Genomic DNA, 16,469 nt, shown 5'->3' with positions numbered 1-16,469 from the left:
AAATATAAATGAATTTATCTATACTTATACCGCTTCTAAATGAAGAGGAATCACTAAAAGAACTCTACACGTGGATTATTAAAGTGATGCAATCTAACAATTACTCTTATGAAATCATTTTTGTAGATGATGGTAGTACGGATGATTCTTGGAATATTATTGAAAGTTTTTCTAACGAAAATCCTAATGTAAAAGGGATTCGTTTCATGAAGAATTTCGGAAAATCTCAGGCTTTGCATGCTGGTTTTGCAAAAGCACAAGGAGACGTTATTATTACTATGGATGCCGATTTGCAGGATAGTCCGGATGAGATTCCTGGTCTGTATGAAATGATTACGGCTCAAAAATTTGATTTGGTTTCCGGATGGAAAAAGAAACGTTACGACTCTGTTGTAGCAAAAAATCTTCCGTCTAAATTATTTAACTGGGCTGCCAGAAAAACTTCAGGAGTTGAACTGAATGATTTTAACTGCGGATTAAAAGCATACAAAAATACTGTTGTAAAAAACATAGAGGTTTCAGGTGAAATGCACCGATACATTCCTGTTTTGGCAAAAAATGCCGGTTTTAATAAAATTGGTGAGAAAGTTGTAATTCACCAAGCTCGTAAATACGGTGAAACCAAATTTGGAATGGAACGTTTTATAAACGGTTTTCTGGATTTGATTACGATTTGGTTTTTATCCCGATTCGGAAAAAGACCAATGCACTTATTTGGTGCAATGGGTTCACTAATGTTTATTATCGGTTTTTTATCGGCGGGATATATTGGTATTTCAAAATTATACCATATGTATAACGGAATGAAATATAGCCTGGTAACCAGCAACCCTTGGTTCTTTATCGCTTTAACAACTATGATTTTAGGAACTCAATTATTCTTGGCAGGTTTTCTTGGTGAGATTATTTTGAGAACTAAAAGCAACGAAGCGCGTTATAAAGTTGCCCGAGAGGTTAATTTTTAACATGTAACCCTGGCTGATAGCAGAAATCAGCTCCTAAAAAAAAGCTTTTGAAAATGATTATTTTTTTAATATAAATATAAAATGTAAGGATGATGAATATAGCAACGAATATATTAAATGCTGTAAATGAATGGCTAACACCTACGTTCGATGACGAAACACAAGCTGCAGTTAAGGAATTAATGACAACGTCACCAAAAGAACTAGAAGAAAGTTTTTATAGAAATTTGGAATTTGGAACTGGCGGAATGCGCGGTGTTATGGGCGTTGGAAACAATAGAATCAACAAATATACACTCGGAAAAAATACTCAGGGATTATCTGATTATTTACATGAAGTTTTTCCAAATCAACCTTTAAAAGTAGTAATCGCTTATGATTGTCGCCATAATAGCGACACTTTAGCAAAAGTAGTTGCCGATGTTTTTTCGGCAAATGGAATCCACGTTTATTTGTTTTCAGATTTACGACCAACTCCAGAATTATCTTTTGCACTTAAATATTTAGGTTGTCAATGTGGGATCGTATTAACTGCTTCTCATAATCCACCGGAATATAACGGATACAAAGTTTATTGGGAAGACGGAGGACAAATTGTACCTCCACAGGACACTGCTATCATTAATATTATTGAAAACTTAGGTTACGATAAGATTAAATTTAATGCTAACGAAAGCCTGATTCAATATATCGATACTGAAATTGACAAAGCTTTCATAAAGTCATCTATCGAAAACGCAAGTTTTAATACTCCGGCTGAAGCTAAAGACAACTTACAAATTGTATTTACTTCATTACACGGAACTTCTATAAAATCTGTTCCTGACACTTTATCTCAGGCAGGTTACAAAAATGTTCATATTGTACCTGAACAAGCAATTCCTGACGGAAATTTTCCAACGGTAAAATCTCCAAATCCGGAAGAGCCTGAAGCTTTGACTATGGCATTGGCATTAGCAGACAAAACAAACTCTGATATTGTTGTTGGAACTGATCCTGATTGCGATCGTCTTGGTGTTGCAGTTAGAAATAATGAGGGCAAAATGATTTTACTTAACGGAAATCAAACCATGATTTTAATGACTTCTTTTCTATTGAAACAATGGAAAAAAGCAGGTAAAATCAATGGCAAGCAATTCGTTGGATCTACGATTGTTTCTACTCCAATGATGATGGAATTAGCAACAAACTATGGCGTAGAATGTAAAGTTGGCTTGACCGGTTTTAAATGGATCGCCAAAATGATCAAAGATTTCCCTGAACTTGAATTTATTGGAGGAGGAGAAGAAAGTTTTGGTTTTATGGTTGGTGATGCTGTTAGAGACAAAGATGCTGTTGCTGCTACCTTATTAATATGCGAAGTTGCTGCTCAGGCAAAAGCTGCCGGAAGCAGTGTCTATAAAGAACTTTTACAACTTTATGTTGAAAATGGTTTCTACAAAGAATACTTAGTTTCTTTAACTAAAAAAGGAATGGAAGGTTTACAGGAAATCAATCAGATGATGATTGACTTGCGCGAAAATCCTTTGAAAGAAATCAGCGGACAACGTGTAATTATGGTTGAGGATTATCAATCATCAATTGCTTTGAATTTATTGACTGGTGAAGAATCCACAATGGACATTCCGAAATCTAATGTATTAATTTATTATACTGAAGACGGTTCTAAAATTTGCGCAAGACCAAGTGGAACTGAGCCTAAAATCAAATTCTACATTAGTGTAAATGCAGAATTAGATTCAGTTCAAAATTTTAACGCCACAGAAAGTTTCTTAGACGAAAAAATACAAAATATCATTGCAGGAATGCAATTGAAGTAATAAAATACAAGTTCCATAAAAAAAACCCGACGTTGTAAAAAACTGTCGGGTTTTAATGGTAAAATAACATCCATAATAAATGAGTAATTTTAAAAAAATAGTTCCTTTTATATATCCGTATAAAAAATACGCCTATTTAAACATCTTTTTCAATGTTTTATATGCCCTTTTTAGTACACTTTCGTTTGTTGCCTTAATACCAATGCTTCAGGTTTTATTTGATAAAACAAAAGAAAACAGGATAAAACCGGTATTTCAAGGAATTTTAGAACTCCCAAAATACGGCGAAGATTATTTAAGCTATTACATTACCACAACAAAAGGTACACACGAATCTGGCTACATTCTATCCGTAATGGTCGCGATCATAATTTCGATCTTTTTACTTAAAAACTTAGCCGATTATTTAGCTATGTTTTTTATTAATTTTTTACGAAACGGTGTTTTAAGAGACATGCGAAATGCATTGTATAAAAAAACACTTGAACTGCCTTTGGCTTTTTATTCTGAAAAAAGAAAAGGAGATGTAATTTCAAGAATTTCAGCCGATGTAAACGAAGTACAAAACTCATTTTTAGCAATTCTAGAACTTATTGTAAAAGAGCCTTTAACGATTATTTTCACAATAGCTACGATGTTAATCATCAGTCCAAAATTGACTTTATTTGTTTTTATATTCATTCCTGTTTCAGGTTACATAATTTCTTTAATTGGAAAACAACTTAAAAAACAATCTACAAAAGCACAGCAAGAACAAGGTACTTTCTTATCGACTATAGAAGAAACTATTGGCGGATTAAAAGTTGTAAAAGGCTACAATTCTGAAAATTACTTCAATACTGTTTTCCAGAATTCAACTGAACGTTTTTTCAAATTATCAAACAGCATTGGCAATCGCCAAAATTTAGCATCTCCTGCAAGTGAATTTATGGGAATTACCGTAATTGCAATTTTACTATGGTATGGAGGTCAAATGGTTTTAATTGAAAAAACGCTAGACGGGGCTAAATTTATTGCTTATATGGGATTAGCATATAACATTTTAACACCTGCAAAAGCAATCTCTAAAGCTTCATACGGTGTGAAAAGAGGAAATGCCGCTGCCGAACGTGTTCTTGAAATTCTAGAACAGGAAAATACAATTGTTTCTAAAGAAAACGCTATAGAAAAGACAACTTTCGACGACAATATTAGCATCCAAAATATCAACTTTAAGTATGAAGAAACAAGTATTCTAAAAGATTTTTCTCTTCAAATTAAAAAAGGGCAAACTGTTGCTTTGGTTGGACAATCGGGAAGTGGAAAAAGTACCATTGCTAATTTATTGACTCGCTTTTATGATGTGAATGAAGGAACTATTTCTATTGACGGAATCAACATCAAAGACATGAATCTTCAGTCTCTTCGCAGCTTGATGGGATTAGTTACTCAAGATAGTATTTTATTTAATGATACAATTAAAGCAAATATTTCTTTAGGAAAATTAGACGCTACAGACGACGAAATTATCGAAGCGTTAAAAATTGCCAACGCTTATGAGTTTGTAAAAGATCTACCGAAAGGAATTTATACCAATATTGGAGACAGTGGAAGCAAAATTTCAGGCGGTCAAAAACAACGTTTATCGATTGCTCGTGCTGTATTGAAGAATCCTCCAATTATGATCTTGGACGAAGCTACATCTGCATTAGATACTGAAAGCGAAAAATTTGTTCAAATTGCTTTAGAGAATATGATGCAAAACAGAACTTCGATTGTAATTGCACACCGTCTTTCGACAATCCAGAAAGCAGACGTAATTGTAGTAATGCAAAAAGGAAAAATCGTTGAACAAGGAACTCACGACGAATTAATAGCTCTTAATGGTACTTACAACAAATTAGTAACCATGCAATCTTTTGAAGCTTAGATAAAGTTTTCAGCCACAGATTACACGAATTAGCATAGATTTTTTTAAACTTTGAAATAAATCATTTTAATCCGTGTAATCTGTGGCATTTTTTTTAAATTTAATATCAAACTTTAAGAAATGTATCTCAACAATCCGAACATAAAGCTTCCAGATGATCCAGATACAATTGTATGGAAATATCTCGACTTGTCTAAATTTTTAGATTTATTAATGTCTAAGAAATTATTCATGTCCCGTTCTGATAAATTTGAAGATCAATACGAAGGTACTTTTAGCGAACCTACATTTGAAGAGATTAAGAAACTGGCCATAGACAATCCTGACTTTTTAAAATATTACAAAACACATCGCGAACAAGTAGCCATAAGCAGCTGGCATATCAACGAATACGAATCGTTTGCTATGTGGCAGATTTTCACTCAAAACAGTGAAGGATTAGCTATTCAGTCAACAATTGGTAGACTACAGAAAGCACTGAACCCTGAGAATAATTTTGACCAATATATTGGCGAGGTTAATTACATCGACTACAAAAAAGAATATATTCCGTTTGACGATTTATTTTTCCCTTTTCTGTTTAAACGAAAAAGTTTTCAGTACGAGCGTGAAGTTCGTATTATTACAGATACCTCAAAAAGCGTTATAAAACTAAACGACGGTTTAAAAATCAATGTAGATCTTAAACAATTAATTGAGAAGATTTACATTCATCCAAAATCTGAAAACTGGTACAAAAAGCTGGTAATTCAATTGGTAGAACGTTTAGGTTTTGGTTTTGAAATCGAGAAATCTGATCTGGAAAGCGATATTTTGATTTAGTTTCTTTAAAGATTCAAAGTTGCTAAGATTCTAAGGTTCTAAGGTTAAAAGAATCTTCAAAACATGATATAAAGTAAAAAGCCAATTGAGAATTTATAAAATTTTTCAATTGGCTTTTTACTTTATTAAAATTCCAAAAATCTTAGAACCTTAGAATCTTAATCCCTTAGAACCTTAAATAGGTTTATAACTTTTAACTTCCCACTTTTTAACACCCAAGTCAATGTAGTTATAATGCAAAACATCGTTTTTATCGAATTGCCCATTTTGATTGGTATCTTCAATAGTTCTAAAATACAAACGATTTTTAGATTCTATCAAACTCCAATCAACTAATTCCTGAAGATCTTCAGAAACTTTAGTAAAATGCTCTCCGCTGATATCACTTAAATACAATGTTTTAATATCACTTGTATCGATTTTACCATCTTTATTTGTATCAGAATCAGTCAGAGTATAAACCATTACTTTATTCTGAGTTTTATCTGCTACGGTCTTTAAATAAGTTGCTGTTAAGATCAAAACTGGCTTATCTGACAAAGGACGAATGGAATCAGAATCTACTTTTTGAAATTTCAAATTTTGTAAATAACCTGTGATTTCGTACTCTCCCAAATTAGAAATTGTAAAACTCACATCGTTCACACTCGAAGATCCGTAACGTGCTTTTGAACCTTTTTCAAAAACGCGTAAATCTCCTACAGGATGAATTAAATAATTCGTTCCTTCCATCTGAATAGGTAAATCAGCTATTTCAATCTGCGTTGAATCTGTTTTCGCAACAACATTCGTTTTATTGGCAGCATCATAAATCACTTTTGGTTTTTGAGCTTCATCTCTACAACTCACTAATGTTCCGATGATTACTAAGGCTATATATTTTAAGGAATTTTTCATGTATGCGAATTATATTAGAATATCAAATATAGTATTTTTGATTGTATTATTTATTTTTATTGAATTTTACTAAGGCAAAGATATTGAGAAATACAATCACAAGATAACCTAGAAAAATAATCCATTGCTGCCTTAAAAAAGAAACTTGAAAAATGGAGCGTTCTTTTTTTCGGTTTTCTTCCTCCATTCGAAGCGTATTTTTTTCTGAATATACTCCAGTATCACAAAAAAACCTATGATCTTGTTTCTGTTTTGGTTTGCCACTTGCTAACACATATATGTCATCTTTAAATGGAGCCCAAGTTGGAACTTTTTCAGTGGCCAAAATATTAATAACATTTACAAAAGTATTATAATCTGTTTTTAGTCCAAAATGAATTTTGGCGCCATTTATTGTATCATATTTTCTAACTAAATCTCGCACAAAAAACTTTAATTCTTGCATTTTTGGTTCTTGCGTTTTTTCACCGTTAAAAACAAAATCTTTGTACTTTCTTAAGTCTTTAACATTATACTTTTCAAATTCTTCTTTATTCGGAACTAAAGAAATATCTAAGGAACTATAAACTTTAAAAGCGTCTACCTTATAAAAATGATAATAACATAAAACAGGAATAAAAACCAACGAAATCAATCCCGGAACGTAAAAAATTTTCTTTCTTTTTTCACGTTTTTCGATCATAATCTCGCATTAATTTTTACATTAAAAACTCTCGAAGTCATGTAATTTGGAATTGCATATTGATTTTTAGAATACACATCACGAACCCAAGTATTGGTTATTGCATTTTGATTATTGAAAAGATTAAAAATCTCTAGTCCAACAGATAATTCTTTGAAGTTTTTTAACCAATTTGCCTTTGCAGTTTTTGTACTGCTATCTACAAAAACTTTAGCAAAACCAACATCTGCTCTACGATAATCATTCAGTCTGTTTTGGTATAAATACGGATCTGAATATGCCGGAGCTCCGCCAGGCAAACCAGTATTATAGACAACATTCAGGTATAATTTTACACTCGGAATATTTGGCATATAATCCTGAAATAGCATCGCAAATTTCAAGCGTTGATCTGTTGGTCTGGCGATAAATCCTTTGTTTTCGTAGTTTTCTTCGGTTTTCAAATAACCAAAACTAATCCAGGATTCCGTTCCGGGAACAAACTCGCCATTCAATCTAAAATCAAGGCCTTGCGCATATGCGGTTGCATTATTATTGGCGACATATCGAATTCGAACATTATCGATCGAATACACATTTACATCTGAAAGTGATTTATAATAAAGTTCTGTAACCCATTTGAAAGGACGATTCCACATCTTAAAATTATAATCATTACTCAGAACAATATGTACAGATTCCTGCGCTTTTACATTTGGATTCACTACTCCATCAAGATCGCGAAGTTCTCGATAAAATGGTGGCTGATGATACAATCCGCCTGAAAGTCTAAAAACCATATCCATATCCCAATCTGGCTTTATAGCAAATTGAGCACGTGGGCTAAAAACAATTTGATTTTTTCCTTCAACCGCTGCACCAGACACATTCCAACTCTGAAAACGGGCACCAACATTATACCAAACCTGATTTGACCCAAGGTCGGCTTTTTTATTGTATTGCGCGTAACCCGAAAATCTGTTAATTGTGTTGTAATTTGTTGCACGAACATCCTGATAGGGCAAAAGCGGACCAGTATATGGCTGGTAAGGCTGATTGTTTTGAGGTAAAGCAACAATTGGAGGATTTAGAGAAAACCCAGCCGAATCAATCATCTCCCACTCTACAATTCTGTCGCGAATAGATTCACGAGTATATTTTAAACCAAATTCTAATTGGCTGTCATTTTTCCATTCTTTAAAACCTTTTATTTCAGCATTTGCAATCAAAGCATCCAAATCGTTTCTGGCATGACTTAATTGTGAACCAATTCCGCGTGTAAAATCAACCTGAGTAGTTTTGTCTTCTCCAACATTTCCTAAACGATACTGTGCTAAAATATCAAAATGTTCTTGTTCTATAGTATGAAAAAGCGATCCGATAAATTTTAAAGTAAAACTTGACGAAACTTTATAGGTTGTTTTTAAAGCACCAAAGTAAGTATCATATTTATCTCTTTCTTTACCTTCATAATAAACAGCAAGCGCCATTGGCTGATCAATAGTTCCAAATTTTGTCTCACGTGTTAAAGGCTGATATAAGTATTTGTTCTGAGAAATATTTCCCAAAAAACTCACTTGCCATTTTTTTGATATATCATAATTAATATTCGTCTGAATATCTGCAAAAGTTGGCGTATAATTAGTTTGAGTATCCTGACTATTGACTAACAAACTGTTATTTCGATAACGAACACCCGTTACAGCTGACCATTTTTTGTTTTTAGAAACCGCATCAACAGCAACGCTTCCACCAAGTAAACTAGCTTCAAGAGAAGCGCCAAATTGAGTTGGTTTTCTATAGGTGATATCTAAAACTGAAGATAATTTATCTCCAAATTTAGCTTGAAATCCTCCTGCCGAGAAATCAACATTCTGAACCAGATCTGTATTTGTAAAACTCAATCCTTCCTGTTGACCGGAACGAATTAAAAACGGACGATATACTTCTATTTCATTTACATAAACTAAATTCTCATCGTAGTTTCCGCCGCGAACCGCATATTGCGTGCTCAATTCGTTGTTTGAATTTACACCGGGTAAGGTTTTTAAAATATTCTCGATTCCGGCATTGGCTCCAGGAATTTTTTTAATTGTAGCGGCATCAACAGTTGTAATTCCCTGAACACGTTTTTTATTTCTTGAAGAAACAAAAACTTCTCCCATTTGTTCTTCAGAATTACTCATCACGGGGTTGAAAACAAAAACCTCATTGGGTTTCAAACTTACCGTTAAACTCATCATTTTTAATGAAATATGAGTAAAAATTAAAGATACCTTTTTATTAGAAGGAACTTTAATTTCAAAAAAACCATTATTATCTGTTTGTGTGGCATTGCCTGAAGAAGTAATATTTACACCTACAGCGGGATGATTTTCATTATCTAAAATAACTCCTTTTACATGAGCACTCTGAGCAAATGAACCACAAGTAATGCATAAAAAAAGAAAAACGAATATTAACCTAATATTATTCAAACGCTTTGGTTTTATTTTTGTTGACTTCTAAAAAAATGAGTTTCAAAGATAGCAGAATTACCCACATTATCAATTACTTCAATCTTTAAATCATTTGCACCCTCAGCAACCATTGCATCATCAAAAGTATACGTGATTTTTTTTGTTTTATTTTCATATTCGAACAAAACCCAATTTCCGTTTAAATATCCGTTATACGATTTAATTCCAGAAGAAGTATCGTTGATCGTAAAATCAATTTTTTTAACTCCTGTAATCCATTTATCCTGTATTGGTTTTGCAATTCTAATTGTTGGCGCAATGGTATCCAGGACTAATCCAAATTGTCCCAGAATCTTTGATTTTGCGGTATAAACGTCTCCTTTTCTACTTGTTCCGTTGTAACTAGAACTATTCCCGCTTAATCTTGCAATAAAAACTTTATCTTTAAGTGCTTCAGGATACGAACCATCTTTTATTGTAATAGTAAAATTAGAATGAACCGGAACTGTATCATCATGAATATAAATACGGTTATTCTTTACATCGAAATTCAAATTAAAATCATCATAAAAAGTTCCGGCAGGAAAAAATACTGACATATTATCTTTTTCGAAGTTAGAATCTTTATTGACGTTTATAAAATATTTGGAGGTTATTGGTTCTGCTTTTACAATTGGTGTAGCCGAGTCAAATTCAACCGGAACAGTTACTGTGTTTAAATTACCAAAATAATCCGAAACTTCAATTCTATAGGTCGAAGCTAAATTCGGTTCAACCGGAACAATACCTCTAAGCGCGTCAGTTTTAATAATACTTAATGCAAAAGGAGTTTTCATAAACAGCTTTTGAACTCGCAGACCTGATTTTTTGTATCTTCCATAATCGATCAAGGCATTTACATAACGCATTTCATCAAATGAATAAGTATTAAACTGATAGTTATAATTTTGATTTCCGTTTAAAAAAGTAGAAACATTGAACACTCCATTTTTATTAAAAGAGACATCATCAAAATCGACAGCCGCGATTCCAAAACCAATCTTTCCATTCGCTTTTACTTTGCTTGCTAAATATGTTCCATCTTTTTGAAGCGCAACATTTAACAACAAAGGCTGTTTAGACTGATTTACGGTTGAATTATCTAACGGATAAACATAGACACTTGAAATGGTTGGCTTTTTTGTGTCTTTTATATTTTTATCGAATCCAAAAAATATTGGATTAACAACAAATTCTGTTTTAGTATCACGAATTTCAAAATGCAAATGCGGCCCTTCTGATGAACCTGTATTTCCGGAAAGTCCAATTATTTGTCCCTTTGTAACAGGTAATTCATTAGGCTTTGGAAACATTTCAATTTCATACGCCTTTTCTTTATAATGTGTTTTTTTAACATAATCCTGAATTGGACCAACTGCTGTTTGTAAATGTCCGTATACAGAAGTGTATCCGTTTGAATGAGTAATATAAATGCATTTTCCGTTTCCAAAAGTTGAAATTTTTATTCTTGAAACGTATCCATCTGCGATTGCATGTACACTCAATCCTTCTCTTTGATTGGTTTTCAAATCGAAACCTGCATGAAAGTGATTAGGCCTTAACTCCCCGAAATTACCCGAAAGTTGCATCGGAATATCAAGCGGCGGACGAAAATCGTTCTTAGGATATTGGGTTTGAGCAAAGATCAAATGACAAAAAAACAGGGTAAATATTGAAAATCTCATAAGTAACATTTTTGCTAAGATAAAAAATTAACAAGCTAAAACCGAGTAAAAAGCCACAAAAATACAATCGATTGAATTTCATTTAATTGTCTATTTTTAATGCAAAAAAATCGATAAAAAATTGCATTAATAAAAAGGAATACTAACTTTGTATGATTAAGTAATGAATAGGATTTATAATGAGTGTAATTGCCGAAATAATTGATACTCTTGAATATAAAGTCGAAAAGCTTTTTGAGAAATCAAAACACTTGGAGGAAAACAATCAGGTTTTACGGTTAGAACTAGCCAAAGCTGCGCAAATTATCCAGAAACAATCTGAGGAAATGGAGGCTTTGAAGAAGCAATATGAAACACTTAAAATAGCCAATTCGTTGCTCGGCAGCGACAATAACAAGAGAGAGACAAAGCTTAAAATAAATTCATTAATTCGCGAAATTGATTACTGTATAGCGCAACTATCAGATTAGAAAGACATGGACGGAAAGCTTAGAATTAAAATATCAATTGCAGACAGAGTTTATCCTTTAACGGTAGAACCAACTCAGGAGGAAGGACTTAGAAGTGCTTCTAAAAAAATTGATGCTATGATCAAGCAATTCGAAGAAAGTTACGCGGTTCGTGATAAACAAGATGTTCTGGCTATGTGTGCATTGCAATTTGCATCACAAGTAGAACAAAAACAAATTGATAACGCAATCGATGGCGAAGAAACTATCGAAAGAATTAAAAGATTAAATTCGCTATTAGATCAATATCTCGAAAATTAAACGTTCTTTACAGAAACTAAGATACTGCCTACATTAGTTCACAATTGGTAAACTCAACACTAACAATTTAGAATGAGCAAATCGTCGCTACTATAGTATGCCATGCTTCGGCTTGGAAACTTGAACAGTGAGTTAGCTCAAAACTTGTCTTTACGAGTTTATTCAAGCAATTAATGTAGGCTTTTTTTATATATAAATTTTAACAAACATGGACATAATAACGATCATTATTTCAGGTATTGTAGGTATTGCAGCAGGTTTTGCAATAGCTAAAATTATCGAAAAAAGTAATATTTCTAACTTAATTAAAAACGCTAAAAAAGAAGCATCCTCAATTTTAAAAGATGCCAACTTAGAAGCCGAAAATATTAAAAAAGATAAAATCCTTCAGGCAAAAGAACGTTTTATCGAATTAAAATCAGAACACGAGCAAGTTATTTTAGCTAGAGATAAAAAAGTAGCTGAAGTAGAAAAAAGAGTACGTGACAAAGAATCTCAAGTTTCAAATGAACTTTCGAAAGCTAAAAAAGTAAATGACGATTTTGAATCTAAAACTCAGGAATACAATAACAAAATTGAAGTTTTAGACAAAAAACAAACTGAAGTAGATAAACTGCACAAAAGTCAATTACAGCAACTTGAAGTAATTTCAGGACTTTCAGCAGAAGAAGCAAAAGAGCAATTAGTTGAAGGCTTAAAAGCTGAAGCTAAGAGTAAAGCTATGTCTCATATTCAAGATACTATTGAAGAGGCTAAACTTACAGCACAGCAAGAAGCTAAGAAAATTATCATCAACACTATCCAGAGAGTTGGAACTGAGGAAGCAGTTGAGAATTGCGTTTCAGTATTCAATATCGAATCTGACGATGTAAAAGGTAGGATTATTGGTCGTGAAGGCCGTAACATTAGAGCTCTTGAAGCTGCAACCGGAGTAGAAATCATTGTTGATGACACACCGGAAGCGATTATTCTTTCTTGTTTTGATCCAGTTCGTAGAGAAATTGCTCGTTTGGCATTGCACAAATTAGTAACTGACGGACGTATTCACCCGGCAAGAATTGAAGAAGTTGTTGCTAAAACAGCGAAACAAATCGATGACGAAATTATCGAAGTTGGTAAACGAACTGTTATTGACTTAGGAATTCATGGTTTACACCCTGAATTGATAAAAGTTGTGGGTAGAATGAAATACCGTTCTTCTTACGGACAAAACTTGCTACAACACTCTAGAGAAGTTTCTAAACTTTGCGGTATCATGGCAGCTGAATTAGGCTTAAATGTAAAATTAGCAAAAAGAGCTGGTTTACTTCACGATATTGGTAAAGTTCCAGATACGGAAAGTGATTTGCCTCACGCATTATTAGGTATGCAATGGGCTGAGAAATATGGAGAAAAAGAAGAAGTTTGTAACGCAATTGGAGCTCACCACGACGAGATCGAAATGAAATCATTACTTTCTCCAATCGTTCAGGTTTGTGATGCAATTTCAGGTGCAAGACCAGGCGCAAGACGTCAGGTTTTAGATTCTTACATTCAGCGTTTGAAAGATCTTGAAGAAGTAGCTTACGGTTTTAGCGGTGTGAAAAATGCTTACGCAATTCAAGCCGGTAGAGAACTTCGTGTTATTGTAGAAAGCGAAAAAGTTTCTGATGATAATGCAGCAAACTTATCTTTCGAGATTTCACAAAAAATACAAACTGAAATGACTTATCCAGGTCAGGTAAAAGTTACTGTAATTAGAGAAACAAGAGCAGTTAATATTGCTAAGTAATCTCTTTTCCTTATAAACAACAAAGGCTATCTTAAACGATAGCCTTTGTTGTTTATATAAGTTTTTTAAATTATTTCTTAAATATCATTAAAGATAATTTTAAAGCTAGTTCCTACTCCTACTTCACTTTCTACCGAAATACTTCCTTTCATTGCTTCAATTTGATTTCTGGTGATATACAAGCCAATTCCGCGCGCTTCTTGATGTTTATGAAACGTTTTATACATTCCGAATAACAATTCACCATAAACCTTTAAATCAATCCCTAAACCGTTGTCGGTAATCTTTAGCGACTTATGCCCATCCTGCTCAATCGAAAAATCAAAAACAATAACAGGATCACGATCAGGATGCGCATATTTTATTGCATTTGTTGCAAAATTCAACAAAACGCTTTCCATATACGCAGGATTAAAATTAATGGTCAAGTATTTTGGAACATTATTTATAATCGTAACATTCGTTTGTTTATCAAAACCTTTAATTGTCGAAATTGTTTTTTCAATGTATTCGCAAAGTTTCAAAGGAACAACCGCTATATTAATATTACTTTGGGTTTTTACAATTTGCGTTAAATTAGAAATAGTGTCATTTAAGTCATTAGAAACTGTTCTTAAATGTTCCAACATTTCACTAACTGTTTGTTTTCCTATATCTGCATCAATAAAATCTAAAATAGACTTTATATTACCTGCCTGCGTATTTAAATTATGAGAAACAATATGCGAGAAATTAACCAATCGGCTATTTTGATCGCTATAAAGTTTCATCGTTTTTAAAAGCTCTAACTCTTTTTCTTTTTGCAAGGACACATCAGTATGAGTACCAATTACGCGAAGTGGTTTTCCGTTTTCATCTCTTTTAATAACTTTTCCGCGATCTAAAATCCATTTATAATTTCCGCTTGAAGTCATCACACGGTGATAATTTTCGTAATACGGAATCTTATTATCAAAATGTTCTTGTATGTCTGAGTAATACTTTGGAAGGTCGTCAGGATGAACAATTTTGTCCCAACGTTCCGGATCATCAAAAATATCTGCTGATTCTAATTCTAGTATTTTTAGTGATAATGAGGAATAGAAAACATTATTGGTAACCATATCCCAATCCCAAATTCCAGCCGTAGATGCATCCAGTGCAAACTGAAAACGTTCTTCGGAAATTCGTAGTTTTTCTTCTTTGTCTTTTAATTCGGTAATATCAGAGACATGACCGTAAAAACTAACACTTCCATCTTGAGAAGCTTCTGTTTTAGATGAAATTCTAAACCAACGTAAACCTTTTTTAGGTAAAATGGCTCTGAACTCAATTTCCCAAGGCTGTACTTCTTTTTTTGCTTTAACCAATGATTCAAAAAACAACTCTCGATCCTGCGGAAAAATTCGCTCGTAAATATCCAGTTTTGTATTATTTGAGAATTTTTCAGATGTAAGCTCAAAAATTTCATCAGCAGATTTACTGACTAAAGGGAAAGAATAATTATTATCGCTATCAATAACAAACTGAAACAACAAATCAGGCATTTCAGCAAATAATTTTTTATAAAAATTATTCACTTCTAAGCAATCCTCATTTTCATATAAATCAAAAACCATATATCACTTATTTACTCCAAGTTGAATGATAAAAATAATAATTAAAACAAAAGATACTGTTTGTCGATCTTATCTGCCTTTAATAGAAAATATCATACAATATATTAATTTTTGATTAGAAATCAGAACTCTACCAAAAAAATTATTTCCGCGGATGAAAAGAATGCATCACTTCTTTTAAGAAACGTCGATCTAAATGCACATAAATTTCTGTGGTGGTTATCGATTCATGACCTAACATTAACTGAATAGATCTTAAGTCTGCACCATTCTCTAACAAGTGTGTCGCAAACGAATGACGCAAGGTATGTGGACTAATATTTTTATTCAGACCTATTTTTACCGCCAAATCTTTTATAATAGTAAAAATCATCGCTCGTGTAAGCTGATTTCCTCTTCGATTTAAAAATAACGTATCCTCAAACCCTTTTTTAATAGTAAGATTTGCACGAATTTCTTTCTGATAGATCTGCATGTATTTTTGAGTAAGCTTTCCAACCGGAACAAATCTTTCTTTATTTCCTTTTCCGGTAATTTTTATAAAACCTTCATCAAAAAAAAGATCCGATATTTTTAACGAAACCAATTCGGAAACCCGCAATCCACATCCATACAATGTTTCCAGCATAGCGCGATTACGCTCGCCTTCATTTGTACTTAAATCTATGGCTGCAATTAAGGAATCTATTTCCTCAATCGACAAAGTATCAGGTAACTTTCGACCAGTTTTTGGGGTTTCGATTAGTTCTAACGGATTGTCATTTCTGTAATCTTCGAAAACCAAATAATTAAAAAAACTTTTTAATCCAGAAATGATTCGCGCTTGCGAACGTGGATTAACTTCTTTTGAAACAGCATAAATAAACTGCTGAACGGTTTCGTCAGTAATTTTTAAAGGTGAAACTTCGATTTGATTGGTTTCTAAAAAAAGACACAATCGTTCAATATCAAAGCCATAGTTTTCGATTGTGTTTTTAGACAAACCTCTTTCGATCCTTAAATACGATTGATAGTCTTTTATATATCTGTTCCAATTCATATTTACAAAGTAAAACATTTTTAGGCATAAAAAA

Annotated in this window: 13 protein-coding genes; 7 read left to right on the top strand and 6 right to left on the bottom strand. The window is 32.8% G+C overall.

What is annotated here, in order from left to right; genetic code table 11:
* Positions 1 to 8: 8 nt before the first annotated feature.
* The 4 genes from ACHRVZ_RS14960 to ACHRVZ_RS14945 all read left to right on the top strand — a co-directional run bounded on the left by ACHRVZ_RS14960 (position 9) and on the right by ACHRVZ_RS14945 (position 5,516).
* On the top strand, positions 9 to 965 hold the full coding sequence (locus ACHRVZ_RS14960; RefSeq protein ID WP_395423415.1) for a glycosyltransferase family 2 protein: 957 nt from the start codon (positions 9 to 11) through the stop codon (positions 963 to 965).
* Between the two features lie 92 nt (positions 966 to 1,057).
* Positions 1,058 to 2,785, top strand: a complete 1,728-nt coding sequence (locus tag ACHRVZ_RS14955; RefSeq protein WP_395423590.1) for a phospho-sugar mutase — start codon at positions 1,058 to 1,060, stop codon at positions 2,783 to 2,785.
* Between the two features lie 79 nt (positions 2,786 to 2,864).
* Positions 2,865 to 4,694, top strand: coding sequence for an ABC transporter ATP-binding protein (locus ACHRVZ_RS14950; protein WP_395423413.1), 1,830 nt, complete (start codon positions 2,865 to 2,867; stop codon positions 4,692 to 4,694).
* A 120-nt stretch (positions 4,695 to 4,814) separates the two neighbouring features.
* Positions 4,815 to 5,516 (top strand): DUF2971 domain-containing protein, encoded by a 702-nt coding sequence (locus ACHRVZ_RS14945; RefSeq protein ID WP_395423412.1) that lies wholly within the window; start codon positions 4,815 to 4,817, stop codon positions 5,514 to 5,516.
* Positions 5,517 to 5,690: 174 nt separating this feature from the next.
* Here the strand turns inward: ACHRVZ_RS14945 and ACHRVZ_RS14940 are convergent, their stop codons facing one another.
* The 4 genes from ACHRVZ_RS14940 to ACHRVZ_RS14925 are packed head-to-tail and all read right to left on the bottom strand — an operon-like array spanning position 5,691 to position 11,257.
* Complete coding sequence (locus tag ACHRVZ_RS14940) at positions 5,691 to 6,413, bottom strand: hypothetical protein (RefSeq protein WP_395423411.1); 723 nt, start codon at positions 6,411 to 6,413, stop codon at positions 5,691 to 5,693.
* Between the two features lie 46 nt (positions 6,414 to 6,459).
* Entirely contained in the window at positions 6,460 to 7,047 is a 588-nt protein-coding gene (locus ACHRVZ_RS14935; RefSeq protein ID WP_395423410.1) for a hypothetical protein, read from the bottom strand.
* Between the two features lie 44 nt (positions 7,048 to 7,091).
* The gene (locus ACHRVZ_RS14930) at positions 7,092 to 9,551 is read right to left on the bottom strand and encodes a carboxypeptidase-like regulatory domain-containing protein (protein WP_395423408.1); all 2,460 of its coding nucleotides are present in this window, start codon (positions 9,549 to 9,551) and stop codon (positions 7,092 to 7,094) included.
* Between the two features lie 11 nt (positions 9,552 to 9,562).
* Complete coding sequence (locus ACHRVZ_RS14925) at positions 9,563 to 11,257, bottom strand: M23 family metallopeptidase (protein WP_395423407.1); 1,695 nt, start codon at positions 11,255 to 11,257, stop codon at positions 9,563 to 9,565.
* Between the two features lie 179 nt (positions 11,258 to 11,436).
* On the opposite strand from ACHRVZ_RS14925, the gene ACHRVZ_RS14920 reads away from it, so the two are divergent.
* The 3 genes from ACHRVZ_RS14920 (at position 11,437) to rny (ending at position 13,798) form a co-directional block, all read left to right on the top strand.
* Entirely contained in the window at positions 11,437 to 11,727 is a 291-nt protein-coding gene (locus ACHRVZ_RS14920; protein WP_395423406.1) for a hypothetical protein, read from the top strand.
* Between the two features lie 6 nt (positions 11,728 to 11,733).
* The gene (locus ACHRVZ_RS14915; protein WP_041516860.1) at positions 11,734 to 12,027 is read left to right on the top strand and encodes a cell division protein ZapA; all 294 of its coding nucleotides are present in this window, start codon (positions 11,734 to 11,736) and stop codon (positions 12,025 to 12,027) included.
* Between the two features lie 208 nt (positions 12,028 to 12,235).
* Entirely contained in the window at positions 12,236 to 13,798 is a 1,563-nt protein-coding gene (gene rny / locus ACHRVZ_RS14910) for a ribonuclease Y (protein ID WP_395423404.1), read from the top strand.
* Between the two features lie 77 nt (positions 13,799 to 13,875).
* On the opposite strand, the gene ACHRVZ_RS14905 is transcribed toward rny, so the two are convergent.
* Positions 13,876 to 15,396, bottom strand: a complete 1,521-nt coding sequence (locus ACHRVZ_RS14905) for a PAS domain-containing protein (RefSeq protein WP_395423402.1) — start codon at positions 15,394 to 15,396, stop codon at positions 13,876 to 13,878.
* 142 nt (positions 15,397 to 15,538) lie between these two features.
* Positions 15,539 to 16,435, bottom strand: coding sequence for a site-specific tyrosine recombinase XerD (xerD, locus tag ACHRVZ_RS14900; protein ID WP_395423589.1), 897 nt, complete (start codon positions 16,433 to 16,435; stop codon positions 15,539 to 15,541).
* Positions 16,436 to 16,469: the final 34 nt, after the last annotated feature.

Source organism: Flavobacterium sp. FlaQc-57, assembly GCF_044007395.1.
Taxonomy (GTDB): Bacteria; Bacteroidota; Bacteroidia; order Flavobacteriales; family Flavobacteriaceae; genus Flavobacterium.
This window is presented reverse-complemented; position numbering and strand designations above follow the sequence as displayed.

Coding starts and splice junctions, on each gene's coding strand:
- ACHRVZ_RS14960 (WP_395423415.1), top strand. CDS start 9: ATGAATTTATCTATACTTATACCGCTTCTAAATGAAGAGGAATCACTA.
- ACHRVZ_RS14955 (WP_395423590.1), top strand. CDS start 1,058: ATGAATATAGCAACGAATATATTAAATGCTGTAAATGAATGGCTAACA.
- ACHRVZ_RS14950 (WP_395423413.1), top strand. CDS start 2,865: ATGAGTAATTTTAAAAAAATAGTTCCTTTTATATATCCGTATAAAAAA.
- ACHRVZ_RS14945 (WP_395423412.1), top strand. CDS start 4,815: ATGTATCTCAACAATCCGAACATAAAGCTTCCAGATGATCCAGATACA.
- ACHRVZ_RS14940 (WP_395423411.1), bottom strand. CDS start 6,413: ATGAAAAATTCCTTAAAATATATAGCCTTAGTAATCATCGGAACATTA.
- ACHRVZ_RS14925 (WP_395423407.1), bottom strand. CDS start 11,257: ATGAGATTTTCAATATTTACCCTGTTTTTTTGTCATTTGATCTTTGCT.
- ACHRVZ_RS14920 (WP_395423406.1), top strand. CDS start 11,437: ATGAGTGTAATTGCCGAAATAATTGATACTCTTGAATATAAAGTCGAA.
- ACHRVZ_RS14915 (WP_041516860.1), top strand. CDS start 11,734: ATGGACGGAAAGCTTAGAATTAAAATATCAATTGCAGACAGAGTTTAT.
- rny (WP_395423404.1), top strand. CDS start 12,236: ATGGACATAATAACGATCATTATTTCAGGTATTGTAGGTATTGCAGCA.
- ACHRVZ_RS14905 (WP_395423402.1), bottom strand. CDS start 15,396: ATGGTTTTTGATTTATATGAAAATGAGGATTGCTTAGAAGTGAATAAT.
- xerD (WP_395423589.1), bottom strand. CDS start 16,435: ATGAATTGGAACAGATATATAAAAGACTATCAATCGTATTTAAGGATC.